The 21,886-nt window shown below is 40.4% G+C and carries 23 protein-coding genes; 12 read left to right on the top strand and 11 right to left on the bottom strand.

Annotated elements, in window-relative coordinates; translation table 11 throughout:
* Positions 1 to 26 precede the first annotated feature (26 nt).
* Positions 27 to 764 carry a PHP domain-containing protein gene (locus C0V70_RS14280; protein WP_133566596.1) on the top strand — a complete coding sequence of 246 codons (738 nt, stop codon included), beginning with the start codon at positions 27 to 29 and terminating at the stop codon, positions 762 to 764.
* 19 nt (positions 765 to 783) lie between these two features.
* On the opposite strand, the gene C0V70_RS14275 is transcribed toward C0V70_RS14280, so the two are convergent.
* Positions 784 to 1,311: a YceI family protein gene (locus C0V70_RS14275; protein WP_102244540.1), complete on the bottom strand. Its 528-nt coding sequence runs from the start codon at positions 1,309 to 1,311 to the stop codon at positions 784 to 786.
* A 121-nt stretch (positions 1,312 to 1,432) separates the two neighbouring features.
* On the opposite strand from C0V70_RS14275, the gene C0V70_RS14270 reads away from it, so the two are divergent.
* The 5 genes from C0V70_RS14270 (at position 1,433) to C0V70_RS14250 (ending at position 7,029) form a co-directional block, all read left to right on the top strand.
* The gene (locus tag C0V70_RS14270) at positions 1,433 to 2,332 is read left to right on the top strand and encodes a LysR family transcriptional regulator (protein WP_102244539.1); all 900 of its coding nucleotides are present in this window, start codon (positions 1,433 to 1,435) and stop codon (positions 2,330 to 2,332) included.
* 86 nt (positions 2,333 to 2,418) lie between these two features.
* Positions 2,419 to 3,573, top strand: a complete 1,155-nt coding sequence (locus C0V70_RS14265) for an ABC transporter substrate-binding protein (protein ID WP_102244538.1) — start codon at positions 2,419 to 2,421, stop codon at positions 3,571 to 3,573.
* A gap of 3 nt (positions 3,574 to 3,576) precedes the next feature.
* Entirely contained in the window at positions 3,577 to 4,473 is an 897-nt protein-coding gene (locus tag C0V70_RS14260; protein WP_102244537.1) for a branched-chain amino acid ABC transporter permease, read from the top strand.
* A 5-nt stretch (positions 4,474 to 4,478) separates the two neighbouring features.
* Entirely contained in the window at positions 4,479 to 6,317 is a 1,839-nt protein-coding gene (locus C0V70_RS14255) for a branched-chain amino acid ABC transporter ATP-binding protein/permease (protein WP_102244536.1), read from the top strand.
* Positions 6,310 to 7,029, top strand: coding sequence for an ABC transporter ATP-binding protein (locus C0V70_RS14250; RefSeq protein ID WP_102244535.1), 720 nt, complete (start codon positions 6,310 to 6,312; stop codon positions 7,027 to 7,029). The genes C0V70_RS14255 and C0V70_RS14250 overlap by 8 nt, the downstream gene beginning before the upstream one ends.
* Here the strand turns inward: C0V70_RS14250 and C0V70_RS14245 are convergent.
* The 8 genes from C0V70_RS14245 to C0V70_RS14210 form a co-directional block, all read right to left on the bottom strand.
* Complete coding sequence (locus tag C0V70_RS14245) at positions 7,026 to 7,556, bottom strand: hypothetical protein (protein WP_102244534.1); 531 nt, start codon at positions 7,554 to 7,556, stop codon at positions 7,026 to 7,028. The two genes, C0V70_RS14250 and C0V70_RS14245, sit on opposite strands and share 4 nt — an antisense overlap.
* A gap of 3 nt (positions 7,557 to 7,559) precedes the next feature.
* On the bottom strand, positions 7,560 to 8,201 hold the full coding sequence (locus C0V70_RS14240) for a Rossmann-fold NAD(P)-binding domain-containing protein (RefSeq protein ID WP_102244533.1): 642 nt from the start codon (positions 8,199 to 8,201) through the stop codon (positions 7,560 to 7,562).
* 1 nt (position 8,202) lies between these two features.
* Positions 8,203 to 8,487: a fimbrial biogenesis chaperone gene (locus tag C0V70_RS14235; RefSeq protein ID WP_102244532.1), complete on the bottom strand. Its 285-nt coding sequence runs from the start codon at positions 8,485 to 8,487 to the stop codon at positions 8,203 to 8,205.
* Between the two features lie 129 nt (positions 8,488 to 8,616).
* On the bottom strand, positions 8,617 to 9,402 hold the full coding sequence (locus tag C0V70_RS14230) for a MetQ/NlpA family ABC transporter substrate-binding protein (RefSeq protein ID WP_102244531.1): 786 nt from the start codon (positions 9,400 to 9,402) through the stop codon (positions 8,617 to 8,619).
* A 9-nt stretch (positions 9,403 to 9,411) separates the two neighbouring features.
* The gene (locus tag C0V70_RS14225) at positions 9,412 to 10,071 is read right to left on the bottom strand and encodes a methionine ABC transporter permease (protein WP_102244530.1); all 660 of its coding nucleotides are present in this window, start codon (positions 10,069 to 10,071) and stop codon (positions 9,412 to 9,414) included.
* Positions 10,071 to 10,805: a methionine ABC transporter ATP-binding protein gene (locus C0V70_RS14220; protein WP_102244529.1), complete on the bottom strand. Its 735-nt coding sequence runs from the start codon at positions 10,803 to 10,805 to the stop codon at positions 10,071 to 10,073. Before C0V70_RS14220 ends, C0V70_RS14225 begins: the two co-directional genes overlap by 1 nt.
* Positions 10,806 to 10,807: 2 nt before the next feature.
* Positions 10,808 to 11,203, bottom strand: a complete 396-nt coding sequence (locus tag C0V70_RS14215) for a methylglyoxal synthase (protein ID WP_102244528.1) — start codon at positions 11,201 to 11,203, stop codon at positions 10,808 to 10,810.
* Between the two features lie 59 nt (positions 11,204 to 11,262).
* Positions 11,263 to 12,888 (bottom strand): hypothetical protein, encoded by a 1,626-nt coding sequence (locus C0V70_RS14210; protein WP_102244527.1) that lies wholly within the window; start codon positions 12,886 to 12,888, stop codon positions 11,263 to 11,265.
* Positions 12,889 to 12,990: 102 nt separating this feature from the next.
* Between C0V70_RS14210 and C0V70_RS14205 the strand changes: the two genes are divergently transcribed.
* The gene (locus tag C0V70_RS14205; protein WP_102244526.1) at positions 12,991 to 13,305 is read left to right on the top strand and encodes a cupredoxin domain-containing protein; all 315 of its coding nucleotides are present in this window, start codon (positions 12,991 to 12,993) and stop codon (positions 13,303 to 13,305) included.
* A 32-nt stretch (positions 13,306 to 13,337) separates the two neighbouring features.
* Here the strand turns inward: C0V70_RS14205 and C0V70_RS14200 are convergent, their stop codons facing one another.
* On the bottom strand, positions 13,338 to 15,296 hold the full coding sequence (locus tag C0V70_RS14200) for a methyl-accepting chemotaxis protein (protein ID WP_102244525.1): 1,959 nt from the start codon (positions 15,294 to 15,296) through the stop codon (positions 13,338 to 13,340).
* A gap of 667 nt (positions 15,297 to 15,963) precedes the next feature.
* Between C0V70_RS14200 and C0V70_RS14195 the strand changes: the two genes are divergently transcribed.
* The 5 genes from C0V70_RS14195 to C0V70_RS19310 all read left to right on the top strand — a co-directional run bounded on the left by C0V70_RS14195 (position 15,964) and on the right by C0V70_RS19310 (position 20,942).
* Entirely contained in the window at positions 15,964 to 17,862 is a 1,899-nt protein-coding gene (locus C0V70_RS14195; protein ID WP_102244524.1) for a methyl-accepting chemotaxis protein, read from the top strand.
* A gap of 4 nt (positions 17,863 to 17,866) precedes the next feature.
* Positions 17,867 to 18,703, top strand: a complete 837-nt coding sequence (locus C0V70_RS14190) for a CheR family methyltransferase (protein WP_102244523.1) — start codon at positions 17,867 to 17,869, stop codon at positions 18,701 to 18,703.
* A 6-nt stretch (positions 18,704 to 18,709) separates the two neighbouring features.
* Positions 18,710 to 19,198, top strand: a complete 489-nt coding sequence (locus C0V70_RS14185; RefSeq protein WP_102244522.1) for a chemotaxis protein CheD — start codon at positions 18,710 to 18,712, stop codon at positions 19,196 to 19,198.
* Positions 19,199 to 19,208: 10 nt separating this feature from the next.
* On the top strand, positions 19,209 to 20,687 hold the full coding sequence (locus C0V70_RS14180; protein WP_102244521.1) for a chemotaxis protein CheW: 1,479 nt from the start codon (positions 19,209 to 19,211) through the stop codon (positions 20,685 to 20,687).
* A gap of 126 nt (positions 20,688 to 20,813) precedes the next feature.
* Positions 20,814 to 20,942, top strand: coding sequence for a hypothetical protein (locus C0V70_RS19310; protein ID WP_272868933.1), 129 nt, complete (start codon positions 20,814 to 20,816; stop codon positions 20,940 to 20,942).
* Here the strand turns inward: C0V70_RS19310 and C0V70_RS14175 are convergent.
* Positions 20,939 to 21,883 (bottom strand): phosphatidate cytidylyltransferase, encoded by a 945-nt coding sequence (locus C0V70_RS14175; RefSeq protein ID WP_102244520.1) that lies wholly within the window; start codon positions 21,881 to 21,883, stop codon positions 20,939 to 20,941. The genes C0V70_RS19310 and C0V70_RS14175 overlap by 4 nt on opposite strands.
* Positions 21,884 to 21,886: the final 3 nt, after the last annotated feature.

Below are 21,886 nucleotides of genomic sequence, written 5' to 3'. Positions count from 1 at the left end.
TTTCTCGCAATCTTTAGTCAATGAAGATGACAGATTTGCACATTCATTCGACATACAGTGATGGGAAGCTAACCATCCCTGAAATTGTCGACTTGTATGGCAAACGTAAGTTCAAGATCATTGCGATCACGGACCATCTTTGTGAAGAGGAATCTTTTTTAGGGAAAGCATCTAATTTCCTGGATAAAACCCTGACAAAAGAAACCTTTAACTCATACTTAAAAGAAATCGAACTTGAAGCTAAGAGGGCGATGGAGATGTATGGGATGCTGGTGATACCAGGTGTAGAGTTCACTAAAAACTCACTGTTCTTTAAGCGCTCGGCCCATGTTCTTGCTTTAGGTATTAAAGAGTATGTGCCGGCCGACAGAACGATTATTGAACTATTGGATGAAATCAAAAAACAAGGTGCTGTCTCTATTGCTGCCCATCCCGTGTCTACAAGGGTGGTAGAACATCAGACTTTCCATCTTTGGGATAACCGCGAAAATTTGCGCGATAAATTCGACGCCTGGGAAGTGGCAAGTGGTGCACATTTTTTTGATGAAGTGTTTGAAAGTGGTCTTCCCATGATTGCCAGTTCAGATTTTCATCATCCTAAGCAAATCAATTCGTGGAAGACCATGATTGATTGTGAACTTAATTTTGAATCAATGGCGAAGGCCATCAGAGAGCAAAGAATTGAATTTATAAACTACTCCGAGTTCAATTCGAAATCCGTCAGGCTCCAGCAAGGTTTTGTGTTCGAAGGTGTACACATTTAAACCTTGCTGGAGTTTTTTCTTAAACTGCTTTTACAAATTGCACGTCAATCGAAATACTCACATCGTCTCCGACGAGTAATCCGCCAGCTTCTAAGGCCGCATTCCAGGTCAAACCGAAGTCTTTGCGTTTAATCTTAGCGGTTGCGCTCGCGCCAACTTTAGCATTTCCCCATGGGTCTTTTAATTCTTCTGTCGGGCCATCGACTTCCAGAGTGACAGTATTTGTTACACCGTGGATAGTCAGGTCTCCGATGATTTTTAAATCCCCACCTGATTTTTCAAAGCGAGTCGATTTAAAAGTAATCGTTGGGTATTTTTCCACATCAAAAAAGTCTGCACTTTTTAAGTGAGCATCTCTTTGTGCTTCGCGAGTATTAATGCTTGCAGCTTCAATGATTACGTCGACAGACGAGTTGCCCAAATTAGCTGCGTCGTATTGAAACTTGCCGCTCATTTTTTCAAATCCACCGTGAACTTTAGCGATCATCATATGCTTAATAGAAAAGTTAGCTGAAGAGTGAGAAGGGTCGATGTTGTAAGTATTCATATAGTCTCCTTTTTGTATGTGAGGTTTGTTTCTCTCTTGTGTCTACTTTATCGGAGATTGAGATATTTTATTAGATAGGAATAACTGGAATTATAATTCAGCCTAATGTATAATCTTTTTCATGGATTTCAATGAAGTAGCGATATTTATCAGCGTAGTACAAGAGGGAAGCTTTAGTCAGGCGGCTAAAAAGCTGGGCATGCCCAACTCAACGGTAAGTGCAAAAGTCTCTAATCTTGAAAAGAGATTGGGAGTAACACTGATTCAAAGAACGACCAGAAAGTTAAATATCACTCCGGCAGGGCAGGCCTATTTCAAAAGATGTATTCAAGGACTAGAAGAAATCAAGGCCGCTGAATCAGAAATCGCTGCTGTCCAAGGTGAGCCTCAAGGACTCTTGCGCATTACTGCACCTAATGAATTGGGAAGCAGTATCCTTCCTGGCATTGTTTCTCAATACATTAAAAAATACCCTAAGGCGCGCATTGAAGTTCTCTTAACTGATAGAAGAGTAGACTTGCTTAGCGAAAATGTTGATCTTGCGATTCGCGCAGGAGAGCTTAAAGATTCCAGTTTGATTGCCAAAAGAATTGGGACTCTTTACTTTGCTCCGTTTGCGTCACCAAAATACTTAAAGACAAAAGGAACGCCGACTCATCCACGTGAGCTTCGCAATCATAGCTGTCTTCAGTTCACACCTGTTGGTGTGGATGAATGGAAGATGGCAAGTGCTAAAGGTTCTCTAAATGTTCCTATACCAGGCCGCATCCTTATTAACGATATGTTTGCTTTAAAAAAAATGGCCTTGATGGATGATGGTATTGTTTTTCTTCCTACCTATTATTGTTATCAAGAGGTAAAGTCCAATAAGCTTATAAGGATTTTACCAGAGTGGAGATCACACTTAACTCCGATTCACTTTGTTTATCCAGCACAGAGATTCGTGACGCCAAAACTTAGTGCCTTCATTACTCTTGCAACAGACATCATCAAACGTAGTTTTGAAGATTACGAGATTTAAAAAAATTCTGTTCAAATACTGTCAGCTTCTTTAGACTTTTATTAGTTCTTTCTCTTTTCCTTATTAATTCACAAGGAGTGTAACCGATGAAGCGTAATGTTATTTTAGTGGGGCTACTTTGCTTAGCTACCATGTTTGGTTGTAACAAAAAATCAGACGAGATTAAAATTGGTGTTTATGGACCATTCTCAGGTGGATCTGCACCGATGGGTGTTTCAATGAGAAACGGTGTAAAGATCGCGATTGAAGAGATCAACGCTGCTGGCGGTGTTCTTGGTAAAAAAATCGTTATGATCGACCGTGATGATGAAGCAAAAAACGAGCGTGGTGGACAAATCATGCAAGAGCTTCTTGATAAAGAAAATGTTGTCGCAGTTCTTGGACCTGCTAACACAGGTGTAGCGAATGCTTCAACTCAGTACACACAACAAAAGAAAATCCCTCAAATTATCAACCTTGCTGCTGGAGCAAAGGTAAATGAATTCTTCGCTACAAATCCTGAAAACTATATTTTCAGACTTGCAGCTGGTGACGATGTTCAGTCAAAAGTTATTGTTAACCAGGCACTAAAAAGAGGAGCTAAAAAACCAGCTCTACTTTGTGATGACACTAACTACGGACAAAATGGACGTGAAAAAATGGAAGCGGCCCTTGCTGCTGCTGGTGTAAAGCCAGTTTACGTTGGTAAATTCAAAATTAAAGACACTGACATGACAGCTCAACTTCAAGAAGCAAAAGCTGCTGGTGCAGACGTTATCCTTGCTTACGGAATCGGGCCTGAGTTAGCAGCTGTTTCTAACTCAATGGATAGAATTTCATGGAAAGTTCCAATGATCGGATCATGGACTCTTTCTATGTCAAACTACACAACAAATGCTGGTAAAAACGGAAACGGAACAATGATGCCACAAACATTCATTGAATCTAGTGCGACTTCACCAAAGCAACAAACTTTCCTTAAGACTTATGCAGATAAGTTTAAAGAATCTCCAATCTCTTCAGCAGTTTCAGCTGCTCAAGGATACGATTCAGTTTACCTTCTAAAACTTGCAATCGAGCAAGCTGGAACCACTGAAGGACCAAAAATCAGAGAAGCTCTTGAAAACCTAAATGCTACTTATGAAGGACTAACTGGAACATACACAAAGCCGTATTCATCAACAGATCACGAAGCGGTAAAAGAAGCTAATGTTCTTCTTGGTATGGTTCAAGACGGAAAAATCATTTCATCGGAAAAATAAAAAATGACTGAAGTTCTACAACTTTTAATTTCAGGTTCAATTCAGGGCATGATCTATGCCCTGATTGCATTTGGATACAACCTGACGTTCTCTACTTCAAAAACCATTAACTTCTCTCTCGGGCAAATTGTCATGCTCGGAGGTGTTGTGGGCTACATCCTTTATGTGAACATGCAAAGCGGCCAGCACTCTGGTATCCCTTTCATCGTTCCACTTATTGCCGTTTTACTGATGGGAATGCTCTCGGGTGCACTAGTGCACAAGAGTGCCGTTGAACCTTCTTTAAAATTTAAGTCAGAATACACCTGGATTCTTGCGACCCTCGCGATGGGGATCATTATGAAAAACGGTGTAGAGCAGCTTTGGTCGACAGGGGATTATAAAATGCTCTCTCCATTAGGAGATGACATTTTAAGATTTGGTGGAATCGGGGTTTACGCTCAGGAGATTTTAATTGTTATTGTCTCTCTGGGAATTGTTTGTGGAGTGGAAATCTTTAAACGCAGAACAATTTACGGTAAAGCGATCCAGGCAGTGAGTGAAGATAAAGCGACAGCAAGCTTAATGGGAATTCCTGAGAAGTTTGTGATCACTGTCTCTTTCATGATGTCTGCCTGTATTGCTGCCATCGCCGGTCTTTTAGTTGCTCCACTCACTTTCGTTTCCGCTTCAATGGGAACGGTTTTAGGGATTAAAGCTTATTCAGTTTCCATCATTGGTGGTCTTGAATCAGGTTTTGGTCCGTTAGTCGGAGGATTGATTCTTGGAATTTCTGAAGCCTTCACGGCGAGATACATCTCGACAGGATATAAAGAGATGCCAGGATTTATTTTCTTAATCATTGTTATTTTATTTAAACCAAACGGATTGTTTGGGAAAAAGATCATCAAGAAGGTGTAGTCGAAATGGAAAAAGCACAACTGACAGGTTCGCAGAGAACCATTAAACTCCTTCAGCTTCTTTTGATTCTTGTTCCTTTCACATTGCCGTTGTGGGTTCAAAACGAATACTACGTTCACAGTATCTTAGGACGAATCTTTATTTACACTATTCTCGTTGTATCTCTTGACCTGGTTGTCGGATACATCGGAGACATTTCTATCGGTCACGCAGGCCTTTTTGCAGTTGGTGCTTACACGATGGGTGTTCTTAACTCAACAGCGGCGGCCAACATGGGCTCAACGATGACTCTCTTTTTAGAGTGGCCATTTTTCCCCGCGCTTATAGCTTCTGTGATTGTCACCGGATTCTTCGGTTTCCTTCTTGGTTTCCCGTCGCTTAGAACTTCGGGTCCATACCTGGCCGTAACAACTATTGCTTACGGGCTTATCATTTACACTTTCATTAACGAGCAAGAAACTTTAACCAATGGAACTAAAGGGATTCAAATGGCCCCTTTAAAGTTTTTTGGCACATCTTTTAACGACAACAAATTTATATGGTTGGTTTATCCGTTTCTTCTTCTCGTTATGTACTTTAAGAGCAACCTTTCAAAAAGTTTTTGGGGGAGAGCATTTGAGGCGATTAAGTTCAGCCCGATTGCCGCTGAAAGCTCTGGGATTTCAAAAGTACGTTATAAACTTACGGCCTTTATTATGTCGGCCTGTATCGCTGGTCTTGCCGGCGCACTTTTTTCTCACTTGGATAGCTACATTGCTCCCAACACATTCAGCATGGACTTCTCAGTTCTTGCTCTAATGGCCCTTATCTTCGGTGGAGTTCGCTCAACTTTTGGTAACGTGATTGGGATGGCCCTGGTTGTAATTCTTCCAGACCTATTCACATGGTTTAAAGACTACCGTCTGATGGTGTTTGGCCTTTTACTTCTTTTAACTCTTTTCTTCCTGCCAAATGGTCTTGCGGGATTAATGAAGAAATTCTTCCCGAACCTTTTTGCTAAAAGGCTTCCGGTTTTCACGGCAAGTGATAAATCGAAAATCGAATTCCAGATTGAAAAGTGTGAAGATGATCACACTCCTTTATCGCTAGATAAAGTAGAGATGCGCTTTGGTGGTCTGGTGGCGGTTAACCAACTTGATCTAAAAGTAAAACCAGGATCAATCCACGGACTAATGGGTCCAAATGGTTCTGGAAAGTCGACAACTGTTAACGTTATAACTGGTCTCTATAACCAGACAACTGGTGACGTCAATGCTTTTGGTAAATCAATCGGTAAACTAAAGCCCCATGAAAGAGCAGAGATGGGAATCGCCAGAACATTCCAAAACCTTCAGCTCTTTGGTGACCTGACTGTTTTAGAAAACGTTCAAGTTGGTTTACATAAACATTATAAGTCTTCTTTCTTTGCCGTTCTTCTTGGACTTCCTTCAGTCGCCCGCGAAGAAGAGCAAAAACAAATTGAAGCTTACCGCCTGCTTGAATTTGTAGGCCTTGATAACCTTGCCAATGAACAAGCGAAAAACTTAGCTTATGGTCAGTCAAGACGTCTGGAAATTGCCCGTGCAATGGCCCTAAGACCAAAACTGATTCTTCTTGATGAGCCAGCAGCTGGACTAACGACTCTGGAAATCAACGAGTTCAATGAAATTATTTTAAAGATTAAAGCTGCGGGAATCGCTGTTCTTCTGATTGAGCATCATATGGATATGATGATGAAAATCTCGGATGAAATTACAGTACTAGATTTCGGAAAGAAAATTGCTGAAGGGAAACCTTTAGACGTTCAAAAAGATCCAAACGTTGTTAAAGCGTACTTAGGGTCTGAAGGGGCAAGCCATGCTTAAGGTAGATAATGTTGGTGTAAGTTACGGTGGGATAAAAGCTGTTAGAGGTGTGTCCATCGAATTAAAACCAGGAGAGCTGGTGTCTCTGATTGGTTCAAACGGTTCAGGGAAAACGTCGCTTCTTAGAGCTATTTCAGGTCTGGTTGATATCGACCAGGGAAGTATTTCAATCGACGGAAAGGACCTTTCGGGAATCAGTGCTCATGACCGCGTGAAAATGGGGCTCGCTCATTGCCCAGAGGCCAGAAAGATTTTCGGGCAACAAAGTGTAATGGATAACCTTCTTCTGGGGGCCTTCCTGCGCTTTAAAAAAGAGAAGAAGAGCGAAATCAATCAAACGATTGAAGAGGTTTTTAATATCTTCCCAAAACTAAGAGACCGCCAGAATCAACAGGCGGGAACAATGTCAGGTGGAGAGCAGCAGATGCTGGCAATCGGAAGAGCTTTGATGTTAAAACCAAAGATTCTTATTTTAGATGAGCCATCAATGGGGCTTGCTCCGGTTATTATTGATGAAGTTTTCAACGTTGTTGGAAGAATCAAAGAAACGAGAACGACATCTATTCTTTTAGTTGAACAGCTTGCTTACCGCGCACTTCAGCTTGCTGACCGCGCCTACGTTTTAGAGCAGGGTGTAGTTCGTATTGAAGGAACTGGAAAAGAGCTTCAAGATAGTCCGGAAGTTAAGAGTGCTTACTTAGGTGGGCACTAAGATTCTTCGTTCTGGATTTTGACATCGAGAGAATTTTTAACAAAGTCATCAATCAATTTTTTTTCTTTTTCATTTTTGTTGCGCTCGGATTTCAGCAGAAGTCCGCGTGCTTTTTCTGCTTCTTCTTTGCTGATCGGAGTGTATTGACGGCCTTTAGTCCAACCGTAGCCCCATGAATAAGAGGCATCTCCAGGGCGTCCGCCAAAACGCACTCCAATGTACATTAAAAAAGCACTCAATGATGAGCCAGACATTTTCACACATTCTTTTAGTTTTTGGTCAGAATTTTCTCTCTCATCGTCTGTGCCACCAATCCAATAATGAAGGTCATGAGTAAAGCAACAGCCCGCCCATTGGTCCGGATTTTCTTTTTTGCCATCAGGCCATTCAGAACAGTAATCCGTTGTAAAAGGAACCAGAACTGGACTTTCACTTAAATGTTCATTTTGACGAATTGGGTTCGGGCTTAAAAGGGCGCATGATGAAAGAGAAAAAAGCAAAAGCAGAGTGAAGGATTGTTTCAGCATAATTTAAATATCAACGGCATTGATGATCTTAATTTTGTTGGCCGTATTCTTTCCTTCTTTTAACATTCTTTCGCTCAGGGCTTCAATAGTGGTAGCGAAGCTTTTTTCAATTCTTTCCGGAAGTATACTTGAGAGAACTTGGGTTAGTTTGATTGTCGCCTTCTCCAGAGGACGGTGAGCTTTTCTCTCACCTATCAAAAGACCTGGTCTCAGTAGGATCAAACGGTTTAAAGAAAGTTTTAAAAGGGCTTCTTCAGCTTCACCTTTAACTTTATTGTAGAAGATAGAAGAGTGAGGATTAGCACCTGCTGCAGAAATCACCACCAGTGATTGAGACTTATGATACTCAGCAAGCCTTCCAAAATTAACAACGGCATCAAAGTCTACTTTTCTAAAATTCTCTTGTGTGCCGGCGATTTTAATCGTGGTCCCCAAACAGCAAAAATATAGTTCACCTTTGAGTTCATCTTTGCGATTCATCAGATCGGCAAAGTCTGAGACGAGAATATTTTTTAATTTAGTGTGAGTGAAATCGAGAGGTCTTCTAGTGACAGCAATCACTTTTGTTATGGCCTGGTCTTTAAGAAGTTTGGATAAAAGCAGGGCCCCTGTGAGCCCTGTTGATCCTGCAATAACGGCAATCAAATTATTGTGCTTTCGCGATAGCTGTACCGTAGTAAGAAACAACTACTGAACAGAATTTTCCGTCAGCTCCGGCCCATGTATTGTAAGTTGCCGGACGTTTGCTTGTTTCATCGACAGTGATTTGAACGAATGTTGGAGTTGTTGTAGCGTTTGAAACAACACCACAAAGCTCAGCCACTTTACGTTCTTGATTGATATAAACATATGAAGTGATTTTTACAGATGGCGCTTCAGCAAAAGCGTTGAAGCTGATAAGAGCAAGAGAAAGAAGCATAAGTTTACGCATGAAAAACCTCCGAGTTGTTTTTTCTTTTTCTTAAAAAAGACCTCTCATAGGATAGCGCAGTTGAAGCATTAGGTGAGGGGAGATTTCAATCTTTTCCTTACAAAAAAGGCCCTCTTGCGAAGGCCTTTCTTACTTCCATGATGATGGATATTTATAACCTTTAAATTTGTTCTTGGCATAAGTTTGAAATTCTTTTGAATTCAATGCTTCTTTAACAGCTTTAGCAAAGTCACTGTTAAGATCCTTAGTTCTCACGACGGCCCAGTTTACATAAGCGTCACTTTTTTCGGCCATTAGTTTTGAAGTTAGCGACATACCTGAGCTAACTACATAGTTACCATTGATGATCGCGAAGTCTACATCTTGAGTGGCCCTTGGAATTTGGGCCGCTTCAAGTTGAACAATCTTGATGTTCTTTGGATTTTTTACAATGTCTTTCGGTGCAATTTTAAACGGGTCGAATTTCGCTGGAAGTTCAATCCATTTTAAATCAGCTAAGATTAAAAGAGCGCGTGCCAGGTTTGTCGGGTCATTTGGCATAGCGACTGTGCTGCCATTTTTTACTTCAGAGAGCTGCTTTAATTTTCCAGGGTAAATTCCCAGAGGTGCCGTTGGAACTTGAGCAACGGGAGTCAGCTCCAGGCCCTTCTCTTTTGCAAATTGATCAAGATATGGTTTGTGCTGAAAAATATTTAAGTCGAGTGACCCTTCGGCCAAAGCGATGTTGGGTTGAACATAGTCAGTAAACTCCACAACGCGGATTTTAAATCCTTTCTTTTCCAAAAGAGGTTTTAAGCTCTCTCTGGATAATTCAGCAAAGTCACCAACTGTGGCACCAATAACTTTTTCAGTGGCGCTCATTGCAGGTGTGACACTTAATAAACTCATTAAAGACAAAAGTAACAATTTCTTCATCACTAACTCCTAACGTTTATCTAATTTTCGTGAAATATAGTTTCCGATCATTTGAATAATTTGAACAAAAAGAACCAGTCCCAAAACAGTAACAATCATAATGTCTGTCTGAAAGCGGTAGTATCCGTAACGAATCGCCAGGTCTCCAACACCACCGCCTCCGATAATTCCGGCAGCAGCAGAGTATGAAAGGTAGCTGATCGTTAAAGTAGTGAACCCTAAAATAAGTGGAGATCTTGCTTCTCTTAAAAGCACACTAAACACGATTTTAGGGAGAGTGGCCCCCATTGATTGGGCAGCTTCAATCGTCCCACGAGGAACTTCCAGCAGGGCAAGTTCGACTAATCTGGCAAAATAAGCGATACCAGCGATTGAAAGAGGAACAGTGGCTGCAATTGGACCGATTGTCGTTCCAACCACTACGCGGGCCAGAGGACCTGCGGCGATCATTAAGATAACAAAAGGAAATGAGCGGACAATGTTAACTAATCCACCAACGATAAAATGAAGAGTGTTATTTTTTAGCAGGCGCTCTTGTTTCCATAGGTATAAGTAAATCCCGATTACACCACCAAAGAGGGTAGAAGTCGTGAGACCGAGAACCAACATATAAAAAGTTTCCAGAACGGCTTTTTGCAATTCAGGCAAAAGTGAGATGATATTTTCCATTAGAAATCCCTTACTAGTGCTTTACCGTATTCAGTCTCCGGAGAGATTAAACCATTTTTAACTTCTAACGTTTCCTGAATCTTTCCATCTTTAAAAAGCGAAACGCGATGACAAAGCCTTTTAACAACGGTCATCTCGTGAGTTGCAATAACGATGGTAAGATTTAATTTTTTATTTAAGTCGATTAAACAATCCAGGATTTCCCCTTTCGTTAAAGGGTCAAGAGCACTGGTTGGTTCGTCGGCAAGAAGAACTTTTGGGTGATTGGCAATGCTTCTGGCGATGGCCACTCTTTGTTTTTGTCCGCCTGATAAAAGGGCGGGGTAGGCGTCCTTTTTCTCTCTGAGACCTACAAGATCAAGACATTCTAAAACGCGTTTTTCAATATCACTTTTTTTCCAGCCGGCAATTTCCAGAGGAAGAGCGACGTTGTCGGCGACAGTTCTATTGGCAAGTAAGTTGAAGTGTTGAAAAATCATTCCTACTTTTTGTCTGACCAAGCGAAGTTCGCCAGCATTCTTTTTTACCAGGTCAACACCTTCCAGGAAGATGTGTCCGCTGGTAGGGACTTCAAGCAGGTTGAGGGTTCTAAGCGCTGTTGATTTTCCCGCTCCTGATAAACCGATAAGACCGTAGACTTCACCGCTTTTGACATTGAAGCTGATATTATCCAGAGCTTTAGTTGCTCCGTGTTTTGCACTGTAAGTTTTAGAAACTGAATCAACAACAATCATAATTATTCTTTTAAAAGATTTTTATGTAGGCCTTTTACAATTAATTGAGCTGAAGAAAGGTTCGTTGCTAGCGGAACATCGTGAACTTCACAAATTCTTAGAAGTGAAGAGATATCCGGTTCATGTGGGTGCATTCCTAGTGGATCGCGCATAAAAATCACAGCATGGCATTTTCCAGTTGCCACTAAAGCAGTGATTTGAGCATCACCACCTAATGGTCCAGATAAGTAACGTTTTACTTTAAGACCAGTCTGCATCACCATCTTTCCAGTTGTAGAAGTAGCGACGAGATTAAATGTTTTTAGGAATTCAATGTTATCTTTTACAAAGCCGATCATGTCAGCTTTTTTTCCATCGTGAGCAATAAGGGCGAGAGTTTTTTTCTTAGGGGATGCCATAGAGACCTGCTTCTAGAGTTGTTAGAAGCAGTATAACGCCTGAAGAGGCTTTCTGACAATTAAATGAGACCCACTTCTTTAAGAATTGTGTAGGCCTTATCACTCTTGGCATCGTCTACATTTTTCGGGTAGTTCTGTAGCCAAATGTCTACTAAAGCTTTCTTGCTGTCGGTAAACATCTGTTGGAAAGTATACTTTTCAGCTGTATTGGCAGGCTTCTTTTTTGACTGGGCCACAATGCTCTTTAAGATCGCTTTATTACTCTCTAACACGCTTAAAGCTTTGGCCGGATCATTGTCATAGTAAAGAGCGATATTAGCTTCAGCTAATACCCGGGCCTTACTTGCTTGGGCACTGATGTGGGCCGAGTCTTTATATTGCAGGGCCATATCAAGGTTAGTTTGCTCATCTTTAGAAAGTTTTGGGAACTTTGATTTTAGGATTTTTGCCATCTCTGTTCCAACAGGGGCCATGATCCCTGCATTAGCACGGGCAAAGAGAATGATCCCGCTTTGGCTTTTTGGATTCTCTTTAATGTAATTAACAACGGCCTTAAGTGACTGGTTGCTGTTGTAAGTGACTTCACCCCAGACAACAGCATCTTTTACATAGCTTTCTGCACCGGCCTTATTGGACTCATATTGACCAGAGCAAATTTTGCAAGCGGCAGTGACGGCTTCTTTAGAATCATCTTTGGTTGGAAGGCAACATGTCTCACATGAGTATGGGTATTCGATTCCTTCGCCGTGGCGGATTCCTAAGTTGTGAAGCTGTTCATGAAAGATTGTTTTTGTAAGTTCGGCCACTTCTTCCTCTGTCCCTTTTCCTGGTTTTTTCGGATAAGCAGGCGAGAGTGAAATAAAGGGGTGGTTTGCTTTCGGATTAGTGATTTTATCTTCTTTAGAAGTAGAAGCATGCCCCGCCGTTCCTTTCCAGTCGTATCCAGCTTCATTACAGACGATACTGACGTGGTCTTTTTCAATTAATCTTTTTAGTCCCATAAGATTGTTGAGAGCACCATTGGGGGCCTTAGGATTGGCCTTGGTATTTTTTTGGGCAAGATCGCTTAAACAACTAAGGCCTTGCCCCATGGATTGAGACATAATAGACGAAAAGGTTTTTACTCCCCAACTGCTAAAGCAGGATTGGTGGATTTTGTAACCAAAATCTGTCTTAATAAAACCATTGTTAAGTTTCCCCATCGCCTTGGTGATATCTGCTTCAAGCACCGTTGCAGCGTTGAGAAAAGGGGAGATGGTAGGATCACAAGCTTCGCCTTTTTTTTGTCCAATAGCTTCATGATCGGTAATTGTTTTATCGTATTTGCCATCACCATCGGTATCAATCTCAGTGGTGGTGATAAAGAGTTTTAACTTTTCATTGCGGTAAACTTTTAGTTTTCGATCTTTTCTCGTGATGGTCTCTACCGGTTCAGTGTCACTGACATAGGCTTTAATCTCGCGAGTTTCATCCATCACTCCGTCGAAGTCGAGGTCCTGCTCTTTTTTTACCAGCTCACCACTTTCATAGGTTTCAATCAGGTCGATTTTTTTATCATCGTTGTAGTCATAAGAGACAACCTTGGTTTTTCCCGTGACTTTTTCAGAGACAGGGTTTGAACCTGCAAAGGCAGATTGGGAGAAAAAGTTGATAAAAATGATTGAGTATGTAATTAGGGTTTTCATCTTTTATAGTATCGGAGCGTCAATCTCTTTTATTAAGAGTTGTCACGTTTTTGAAAGCCTTGGCGTATAATCTTTTTGGTAATCAATACAACAGGAGTAAACATGAAAACTTTGATTTTAGCTCTTTCACTTTTAAGCACGAGTGCCTTTGCCAAGGAATACAAGATGCTGGTGACTGAAAAAGGGTATGAGCCAAGCTCTCTAAAAGTAAAAGCGGGTGAGCCGGTGACATTAAAGATCACTAGAAAGACCAATGCCACTTGTGCCAGAGAAATCACAGTTCCTTCTCAGAAGTTAAAAGTGGATCTTCCATTAGATAAAGAAGTGACAGTTAAAGTAGCAGCACTTCAAAAAGGCGAGATTAAATTTGGTTGTGCAATGGATATGATGATTGGCGGAGTCATGATCGCAGAATAAGGCAGAGAGTTTCCTCTCTGCCCCTTTCTTTATTAAGCAGCTTTATTCTTAGATCCGTAAACTTCTTCTTCAAGCATTAGGATAATGTCAGACAAGTTGTCAGCTTCTTTAAATAGAAGCTCTGACTGGTTGGCAGTTTGATGAACTGTCTTCGTATTGTCCTGAGTAGTGATATCCAGCATGTTCATAGCATCTGAAATATTTTTTACACCTTTAGACTGCTCTTCAGCAGCAACAGTCACATCACCCATCAGATGTTTTACTGATGAAACGTTGTGAACGATCTGATCCAGGATCTCTTCGCATCTTTCTGCTACTTTTGTCCCGTGGTCTACTTTGGCCTTTCCTTCATGCACTAGAGTCTCTACGCGCTTCTTTGTTTCAGCGATGATTCCAGATACGCTGGAAATAGACTTCTCTAAAAGTTCATTGATCTCTTTAGAAGAGTTACCACTCATTGCGGCCAGGTTACCAACTTCTTCCGCAACAACGGCAAAGCCTTTCCCCATATCTCCGGCACGGGCCGCTTCAACAGAAGCGTTGAAAGACAGAAGTTTTGTCTGGAAAACGATATCGTTGATAACTTTTGTCTTTTCAGAAATATCCTGGATAACGCGGATAATTCCTTCGATTTCTTTATTACTGTTTTCGATTTGAAGAACGATGTCATGATTACTTTTTCTGATATCATCCATTGACTGGCGCATTTGTTCTACTGTGCGCTTTCCTTCAGTGGCGATTTCAAAACTGTTATTAGCCTGCTCAGAAGAGTTTTTAGCGTTGTCCACACTTTTAACAACCATGGCACTAATCTCTTCAAGAGTTGTCGCTGTTTCCTGAATAGCTGAAGCCTGCTCCTGAGTGGCGCTTGAAACCTGGAAAGAAGCATCTTTTACAGTGTTACTTCCATTTCTTGTGACATCTGCAGACTCTTTTAAGCGATCGGCAAGGACAATGATTTTTCCGGTGATTTTTCCAATCAAGAAGTAACCGATAAGTAGAGCTGAAAAGGCCAGAGTTAAACCGATAGCAGACAGAATTCCTACTTGTTTATAGATTGGACCAACGATGGCCGTTTTAGGAATGGTCACTTCAATAAACCATGATTCGTTATTCATGTCGATTTCGGTCAAAATACTCATGTTGTGTTCATCAAGAATGATGTGTTTGTTTTTATCCTGAAGGCGTGATGCCGTATATGGGACATAATTATCAATCTTCTCAGTGAAGATATTTTTTAGCAGTCTGCTTTCATCTCCAGTAAATCCAATGATTGATCCGGCCTTATCGTAGATGATGATGCGCGATCCTTTCGGAAGGTTTTTTGTATCAGTTAAAGTCTGGAAGAAAGTCAGGTCAACATCTGAACCAACTTCTCCGTAGAATTTGCCACCGCTAATAACGGGAGAGGCAAGAGTAATAAGTAGAACCGTTTTGCCATTAACCGGGTAAGCGTAAGGGGCAATAATAACATCTTTCTGCATTTTTTTAGGCAATTGATAGTAGTCACCTGGCCCTTCTTTATCGTAGTCAACCAGTGCTTCCAGTAAAATTTCATTAGAAGATTTTCTCGTCATGTAAGGAACGAATCTTCCTGAAGCATCGTAAGGGACTTTGCCTGCGTACTCAGCGTCTTTCCCATCAAAAGCATTTGGTTCCCAACCAGTGTTGAATCCAAAAATTGTAGGATTTGCCAGGAATTGAGCTTTCATCATTTCTATGACTTCTTCTCGTGTCACTTTTAGAGGGTGATTTTTATCTTTTGTCTGCGCAAGGTTTCTGGCAAATGAACGAGTCACTTCGAAGGCCTGTGAAATTTTGAATTCAATTTCAGATGCAACATCTTCAGCGTACTTCTTTGATTCAAGTTCAGCTTTTTCGAAAAGTTCATTTTGAAGAGAGTAAGCACTGTAAGCAGTAAGAGCGATAGAGACTACAAAGATACTGGCAGCGGCCCAGGCCAATAATCTAAAATTGAGCGATTTTTTCATGTACCATCCTTAGAGAGAGAATCGTTAGATGGTGTCTGTTCGTAATATTAAGAGAATTAATTTATAAGTAAAAAGTAAATTACTGAAAATCTTAAAGCTGGCCTTTGAAGTGACTTGAATTGCGAAGGTATCTAAAGATTTCGAATTGTTTTTGTCGGATAATTTGAGGACTTTTCTTCCTTATTTGTCCTGAGTTAGAACTTTACTGGCATATGAAAAAATTGCCGAGCTTCATGTCTAATTTTCTAAAAGTTCTTTTTAGTTTTGGTGATTGAGTTTGAAATTGTCACAATTTTTTATATCAAAAATGATTCTTAAAGAAATTATTTGATGATCTTGAGTAGAAGATTAGTAAGAGGTTAAAAGAATTTTTACCTCTTAAATAATGAAAAAATTTTTTAGTCGGAATCCTTAATATCTTCTTAAAGTAAAATTTAATTTTCCTCAATTAGTCTTTACTTTTTATTCAGCATCGAATTTTTCCCATATGTTTTAAAATGTTACGAGATAAGACTTTTTTAGTTCATTAAAGAACTCAAAGCAATAAGTCATACGAGCATTTTTAAATTGATTAAGTTTATTACTGCTTATTCGATATGAAATTTGCGAAAAAATTAATTTGGGAAATTAATTGAAACACATATAGACCACATCTTCGGGAGACTACATGGAAGCAGTAAAGAAAAAAGACACATTTCAGAGTGAAGAAGAATCAATCCACATTTACAATGCTCTTAACAAAGCACAAGCGATTATTGAGTATGATCTTAATGGGGTCATCCTTAATGCCAACGATATTTTCTTGAAACCGTCAGGATACACACTCGAAGAGCTTAAAGGTAAACACCATCGCATTTTTTGTGAAGAAGGATACGCTGGAAGTTTAGCCTATAAGCAATTTTGGGATAAGTTAAGCCGTGGAGAATCAGAGAGCGGTGAATTCAGACGCTTTGGAAAAGGTGGAAAAGAAGCCTGGATTAGGGCGACTTATACTCCAGTTTTAGATGAAAAAGGGAAACCATATAAAGTTATGGTTTTTGGTATAGATGTGACTGTCGAAAAAATGCAAACATCTGATTACGAAGGCAAAACGAATGCTATTAACCGCGTTCAGGCAGTGATTGAATTTAATCTTGATGGGACTATCATTAAGGCCAACGAAAACTTTACGGGTGCAGTAGGCTATTCGCTTGATGAAATTAAAGGCAAGCACCATAGAATGTTTTGTGAACCAGAATATGCAGCGAGTGCAGAATATAAAGCATTCTGGGAAAAACTAGCGCGTGGTGAATACGATGTAGGTGAGTACAAGCGTTTTGGAAAAGGTGGAAAAGAAATCTGGATCAATGCATCTTACAACCCGATTTTCGATGCCAGCGGGCGCCCATATAAAGTAGTAAAGTTTGCGACAGATGTCACAGCTGCTAAATTAGCTAATGCTGACTTCGAAGGAAAGATTAAAGCAATCGGCAGGGCTCAGGCAGTGATTGAGTTCAATCTTGATGGAAGTGTTATTGTGGCCAACGAAAACTTCCTTAAGACTCTTGGTTATACGATGGATGAAATTAAAGGCAAGCATCACCGCATTTTCTGTGATCCTTCTTACACTGGAACAAGTCAATATGCTTTATTCTGGGACAAATTAGGTCGTGGGGAATTCGATTCTGGACGTTATAAACGCTTGGGAAAGAGTGGAAAGAATATTTGGATTCTTGCGACTTACAACCCAGTTTTCGATATGAACGGAAAACCTTATAAAGTTGTAAAATTTGCAACTGACATTACGGCCCAGGTGGAAAAGGAAGAGTCGATCCAAAGAATGTCAGAAGACTTTGCAAAAAGTGCATCTGAATTAAAAGACGTGACAGAAAAAGCTAATAATGTGGCGAGAGGAGCACAGGCGCTTGGGGCAACGACTGAAGAAATGAACGCCTCTGTAGAGGAGCTGACAGCTTCGATCAATTCGATCGCTCAAAACACAAAAAACGCAGATGGTGTCGCTAAGGCCACTTATGCAGAAGCTGAAGTTGGGACAAAGGCGATTGCTAAGGCCATTGAAGCAATGGACCTTATTAGTAAATCCTCAGAAGATATCAGTGAGATCGTTAAAGTTATCAGTGAAATCGCGTCGCAAACAAACTTACTTGCTTTTAACGCTGCCATTGAAGCGGCGAGGGCCGGGGAGCATGGGTTGGGATTCTCGGTTGTAGCTGATGAAGTGAGAAAGCTGGCGGAAAGGTCTTCGCAAGCGACAAAAGAGATTTCAAAGCTGATTAACGAGTCTTCTAAGAGAGTGTCTCAGGGAAGTGAGATTTCAAAACAAGCGGGACAGGCCTTTGAAAAAATCGTTGCTGGTGTTAATAAAACAACTCAGTCGATTTCTGAAATTTCAAGTGCAACAGAAGAGCAGTTATTAACCGCGAGAGAAGTAAGCTCAGCGATCCAGCAGGTTGCTGACGAGACTGAAAAGTCGGCGATTGCCTCTGAGTCTATTGCAACCGCGACAAAGATGCTTTCTGTCGGAATTGATGATCTTAACCAAACAATCGAAAGTTTAACGAAGTAAAATTATGTCAGAAGCTTTAAATCTACTTGAAGATATGGGCCCGGTCACAATTGGCCGGGTTATTAAAAAAGTTTATATGCTCACGGGCATTTCGATGAATGAGCAGAAAAAGACAATGCTGCAAAGTCGTATGCGCAGACGTATGCGTGAACTCAATATTGGCTCTTATGATGCTTATATGGACTATCTGGATAAAACTCCAGCTGAGACCCAGAATTTCATTAATATCATGACAACTAATGAAACTTTTTTCTTCAGGACACCAAGAGTTTGGGAGCACTTTCAAAAAGAGTTTCTTCCTGAGTGGTTTAAAAATAATCCCAATGGCGTTTTAAAAATCTGGTCTGCTGCATCTTCTTCAGGTGAAGAAGCTTACAGCATTGCGATTTCCTGCAACGAGTTCAAGCTTAAAAACCCTTCTTTTGATTTCAAAATTATGGGAAGTGATATCTCCAGCGATATGCTTCAAGAAGCGACTGCTGGTACCTATGCCGAGAAGTCGATTGAATTCATGAGAAGAAGTCAGCCTGAGTTGTTTGAAAAATACTTCATAAAAAAAGAGGATAAACTTTTTGATGTATCGGGTGAGATTAAAAAAAGAGTGCAATTCCAGCCGCACAATCTTTTCACCGTAAAAAAAGAGATGTTTGACATTATTTTTTTAAGAAATGTTTTGATTTATTTCACTGGGGAAGACCAGGAAAAAGTCTTAAAAAATGTGGCGAAGAGTTTAAAGGAAGAAGGAACTCTCATGATTGGAGAGTCGGAGTCGCTTAACAGGCTTGATACTCCATACGAGTTTAAATCTGCATGCGTATATAAACTGCCCAAAAAGGCATAAGGCAAAATGAACGAGATTCATGTCAAAATTGCTGAAGTAAAGACGGGAAGGAGTGGAGACACTCTTCGGGCAATACTCGGCTCATGCGTGGGGATCGCTTTTGTCTGGAAAGAAAAAGATATTTGTGGATTGGCCCACTGTTTTTTACCAGAGACAGAAACGGAAGCTCACTTGCCCGGGGGCAAGTATGTCAATCAGGCCATTTTATCTTTGATGAAAGTGATGGGAATCAAAAAAGAAAACATTAAAGAAATCGATGTCTATATTGCCGGCGGTGGCAATATGATGAATAAGTTGTTTAAGTCAAACCGTTCTCAAGTAGGACAGTTTAATGCTGAAGCGGCCTATAAGTACCTCGCATGTCACGGCTTTAAAATTAAAGGCGAGATGATGGGGTCTAATACTGGCAGTCGAATAACTGTCAATTGCACCTCCGGGGAAGTGGAATTCTCTGTATTGGAAGAAATAAATTATCATGAATTAAAATCAAGCTGACGGGACAGTTATGAAACAATCATCTACAAATATTTATACATCTTTTCATCTCGATAAAACGGAGATGGCCATTGATGTAAAATCCGTTCAGGAAGTTGTGAATTTTCCGGAAAGAATTATACCGATGCCGCTCGCGCCGGATTTTCTTTTAGGTGTTTTTAATCTTCGTGGGATGATCATTCCCATCGTTAATCTTAAAGCACTTTTAAAATACCCGGACGTGGAAGTTAATAGTTCTCAAAAAGTGGCCATCGTTGAAATTGAAAGTGCAAAAGTCGGATTGGTTTTTGATTCAACCAGCGAAATCCTGCGCGTTCCTGAAGAGCATATAAGTTATTTTGGGTATGTTTCTGAAAAATCTCACAAAATCATTCGAGGAGGAATCAAGCTTGATAATGGTGATAGAATCCTGCAAATCATCGATACGGAAGCTTTGATTACAATTGAAAATATACCTCAAATCCTTCAACAGCAAAAAATTACCCAGAAACAAAAAGAAGATATTCGCATTGATCAAAGACACAAATGTATTTCTTTTTGTGTTCAGGAAATTAAGATGGCCATTGAAATTTCTAAAATTCACGAGATTGTGAAAGTGCCAGAGATCAGGCCATCGAGTATTCAAAGTGACATTTTCCTGGGGATCATCAATCTTCGTGGACGCACGATTCCCGTAGTGAGTTTTGCCAAGATCTTAAAGATTAAAGTTAATGAAAACGATACCAGTGATATAGAAGATCAAAGAATTATTATTCTGAAGATGGAAAAAGAGCTCATTGGGTTAGCTGTCGATTCAGTTGAATGCATCAATAGTTATTATGAAAAAGAAGTCATGGCCGTACCGGTTCTTAACAAAGACAGGACGACGATGTTTCAAGGATGTATAACTTTTCAGGATATCGGCGAAGTGTTCCTGCTTTCACACCAGGACATTCTGAGTAATCACGAAGTCATGGAAGTGACTGAAGGGCATAGCAAAATGTATCAGAATGAAGCTCTACAGAATACTCTTAAAAACAGAAACCGCCAATCATATATCTCTTTCAGACTTGATCATTTATTTGGAATTTCCATTAAAGACATCAAAGAAATTATTAATTATTCGGACGATATTCTCAATGCACCGGGCATGCCTCACTATGTGAAGGGGATGCTGAATTTAAGGTCAAGCCTGGTGACAATTATCGACACTCGCATGCTTTATCAAATGCCGCAAAATCATGAAGTGAATTCTGAGACAAAGGTGCTTATTTTTGAAAAAAATAATGAAAGATTTGGCCTGGTTGTCGATGCGCTTGAAAGCATTCTGGCGATTGATGAAGACAAAAAATTTAAAGTGCCTTCGCTATTAACTCAGAAAATCCAGAGCCAATTCCAGGACGATATTAAAGAAATAGTCTCGGTTCCTATCGGAGAGAAAGAAGGGGCCTTGATCATTCTGAATGTAGACTCAATCACCGAGCGGATCAAAACCTCAAAGGCCGCTTAAAAAATCAATGACTTACCTGACTGTCTGACTCCTTGTCAGGTGGTATGTAATCTTTTCAAGGGCCGCCATCTTACGATGGTTTCGCCTTATAATCAGCCCATACACCACACTTACAGGCGAAGTCTTATGAAAGATTTATTATTAGTTTTAGTTCTAAGTTTAATCGTTGGAGCGGCCACATCGCTAAAGACAGATTCAAATCTGGTTCAGACAAAAAAGCTCAATACATCTAAGTTGTATACGACAGCGAACTAAGTGTAGATCCAGTAGTAAATCAAATAGAAGAACACCACGTTCGAAAAAATCAGTGAATCCATTCTATCTAAAATCCCGCCGTGTCCCGGAATTAAATTACTCATGTCTTTGATCTTCAAATCGCGCTTAATCGCCGAGATGTTGAGGTCGCCGAAAAATCCACAAAGAGAAATCAGGCCTGAAACTAAAAGCACTTGTTTGACGTTAAAAGGAAGAAGCCCTTTAAAGAGATAACCAAAACAAAGTGAACCAAAAATTCCTCCTAATAATCCGGCCCATGTTTTATTAGGAGAGATAAGAGGAGAGATCTTCCTTTTTCCAAAGAGCTTACCAAAAATAAACTGGCTGACATCGTTGAGCTGAGTGATAAGAATCAAAAAGAAAATAAGCCCTGGAGCTCCTTCACCCATTGTTTCAATATTTGGTAGCGACATCATGAAGGCCATGTGTGACAGTGAAAACACCGTGAGCATCAATGACCACTGAAGCTGGCTGAACGTTTTGATACTATCTTCACTCTGGTCTTCAAGAATTGAACGGAAGGGAAGAAGGAGAAGCATCCCCACTGGGATGAAGACCAAAAAAGGGATAAAGAGTTTGGCATACGCAAAATAATACTGAAGAGGAATGGCCAGGTAAGCGAGTAGGATCGTTCTTCTGTGTTTATGACTAAAGTTGAGTTTACTTGTCAGCTCTCTGAATGAAATAAAAGAAATAATCGCAAAAATAATGAAAGCTAGTTCTCTTGTCGTACCAATGGCAATGAGAACGATGGTGAAAATCACCCACCACGAGTTGACTCTCTCTTTAATGCTCTTTAGGAATTCCTTCTTCGCAAAAAAATCCCACCCATAAAATAGCAGAGTGAAAAAAACCAGTATCCCTAAAGTCATGAGGACGGCACGTTCAGTACCCGGGGTGAAAGAGAGAAAAGGAATCATCGA

Origin of the sequence: Bacteriovorax stolpii, from assembly GCF_002872415.1 — a bacterium.
Classification (GTDB): domain Bacteria; phylum Bdellovibrionota; class Bacteriovoracia; order Bacteriovoracales; family Bacteriovoracaceae; genus Bacteriovorax; species Bacteriovorax stolpii.
The sequence above is the reverse complement of the archived record's forward strand: the minus strand, read 5'-3'. Positions and strand labels throughout refer to the sequence as shown.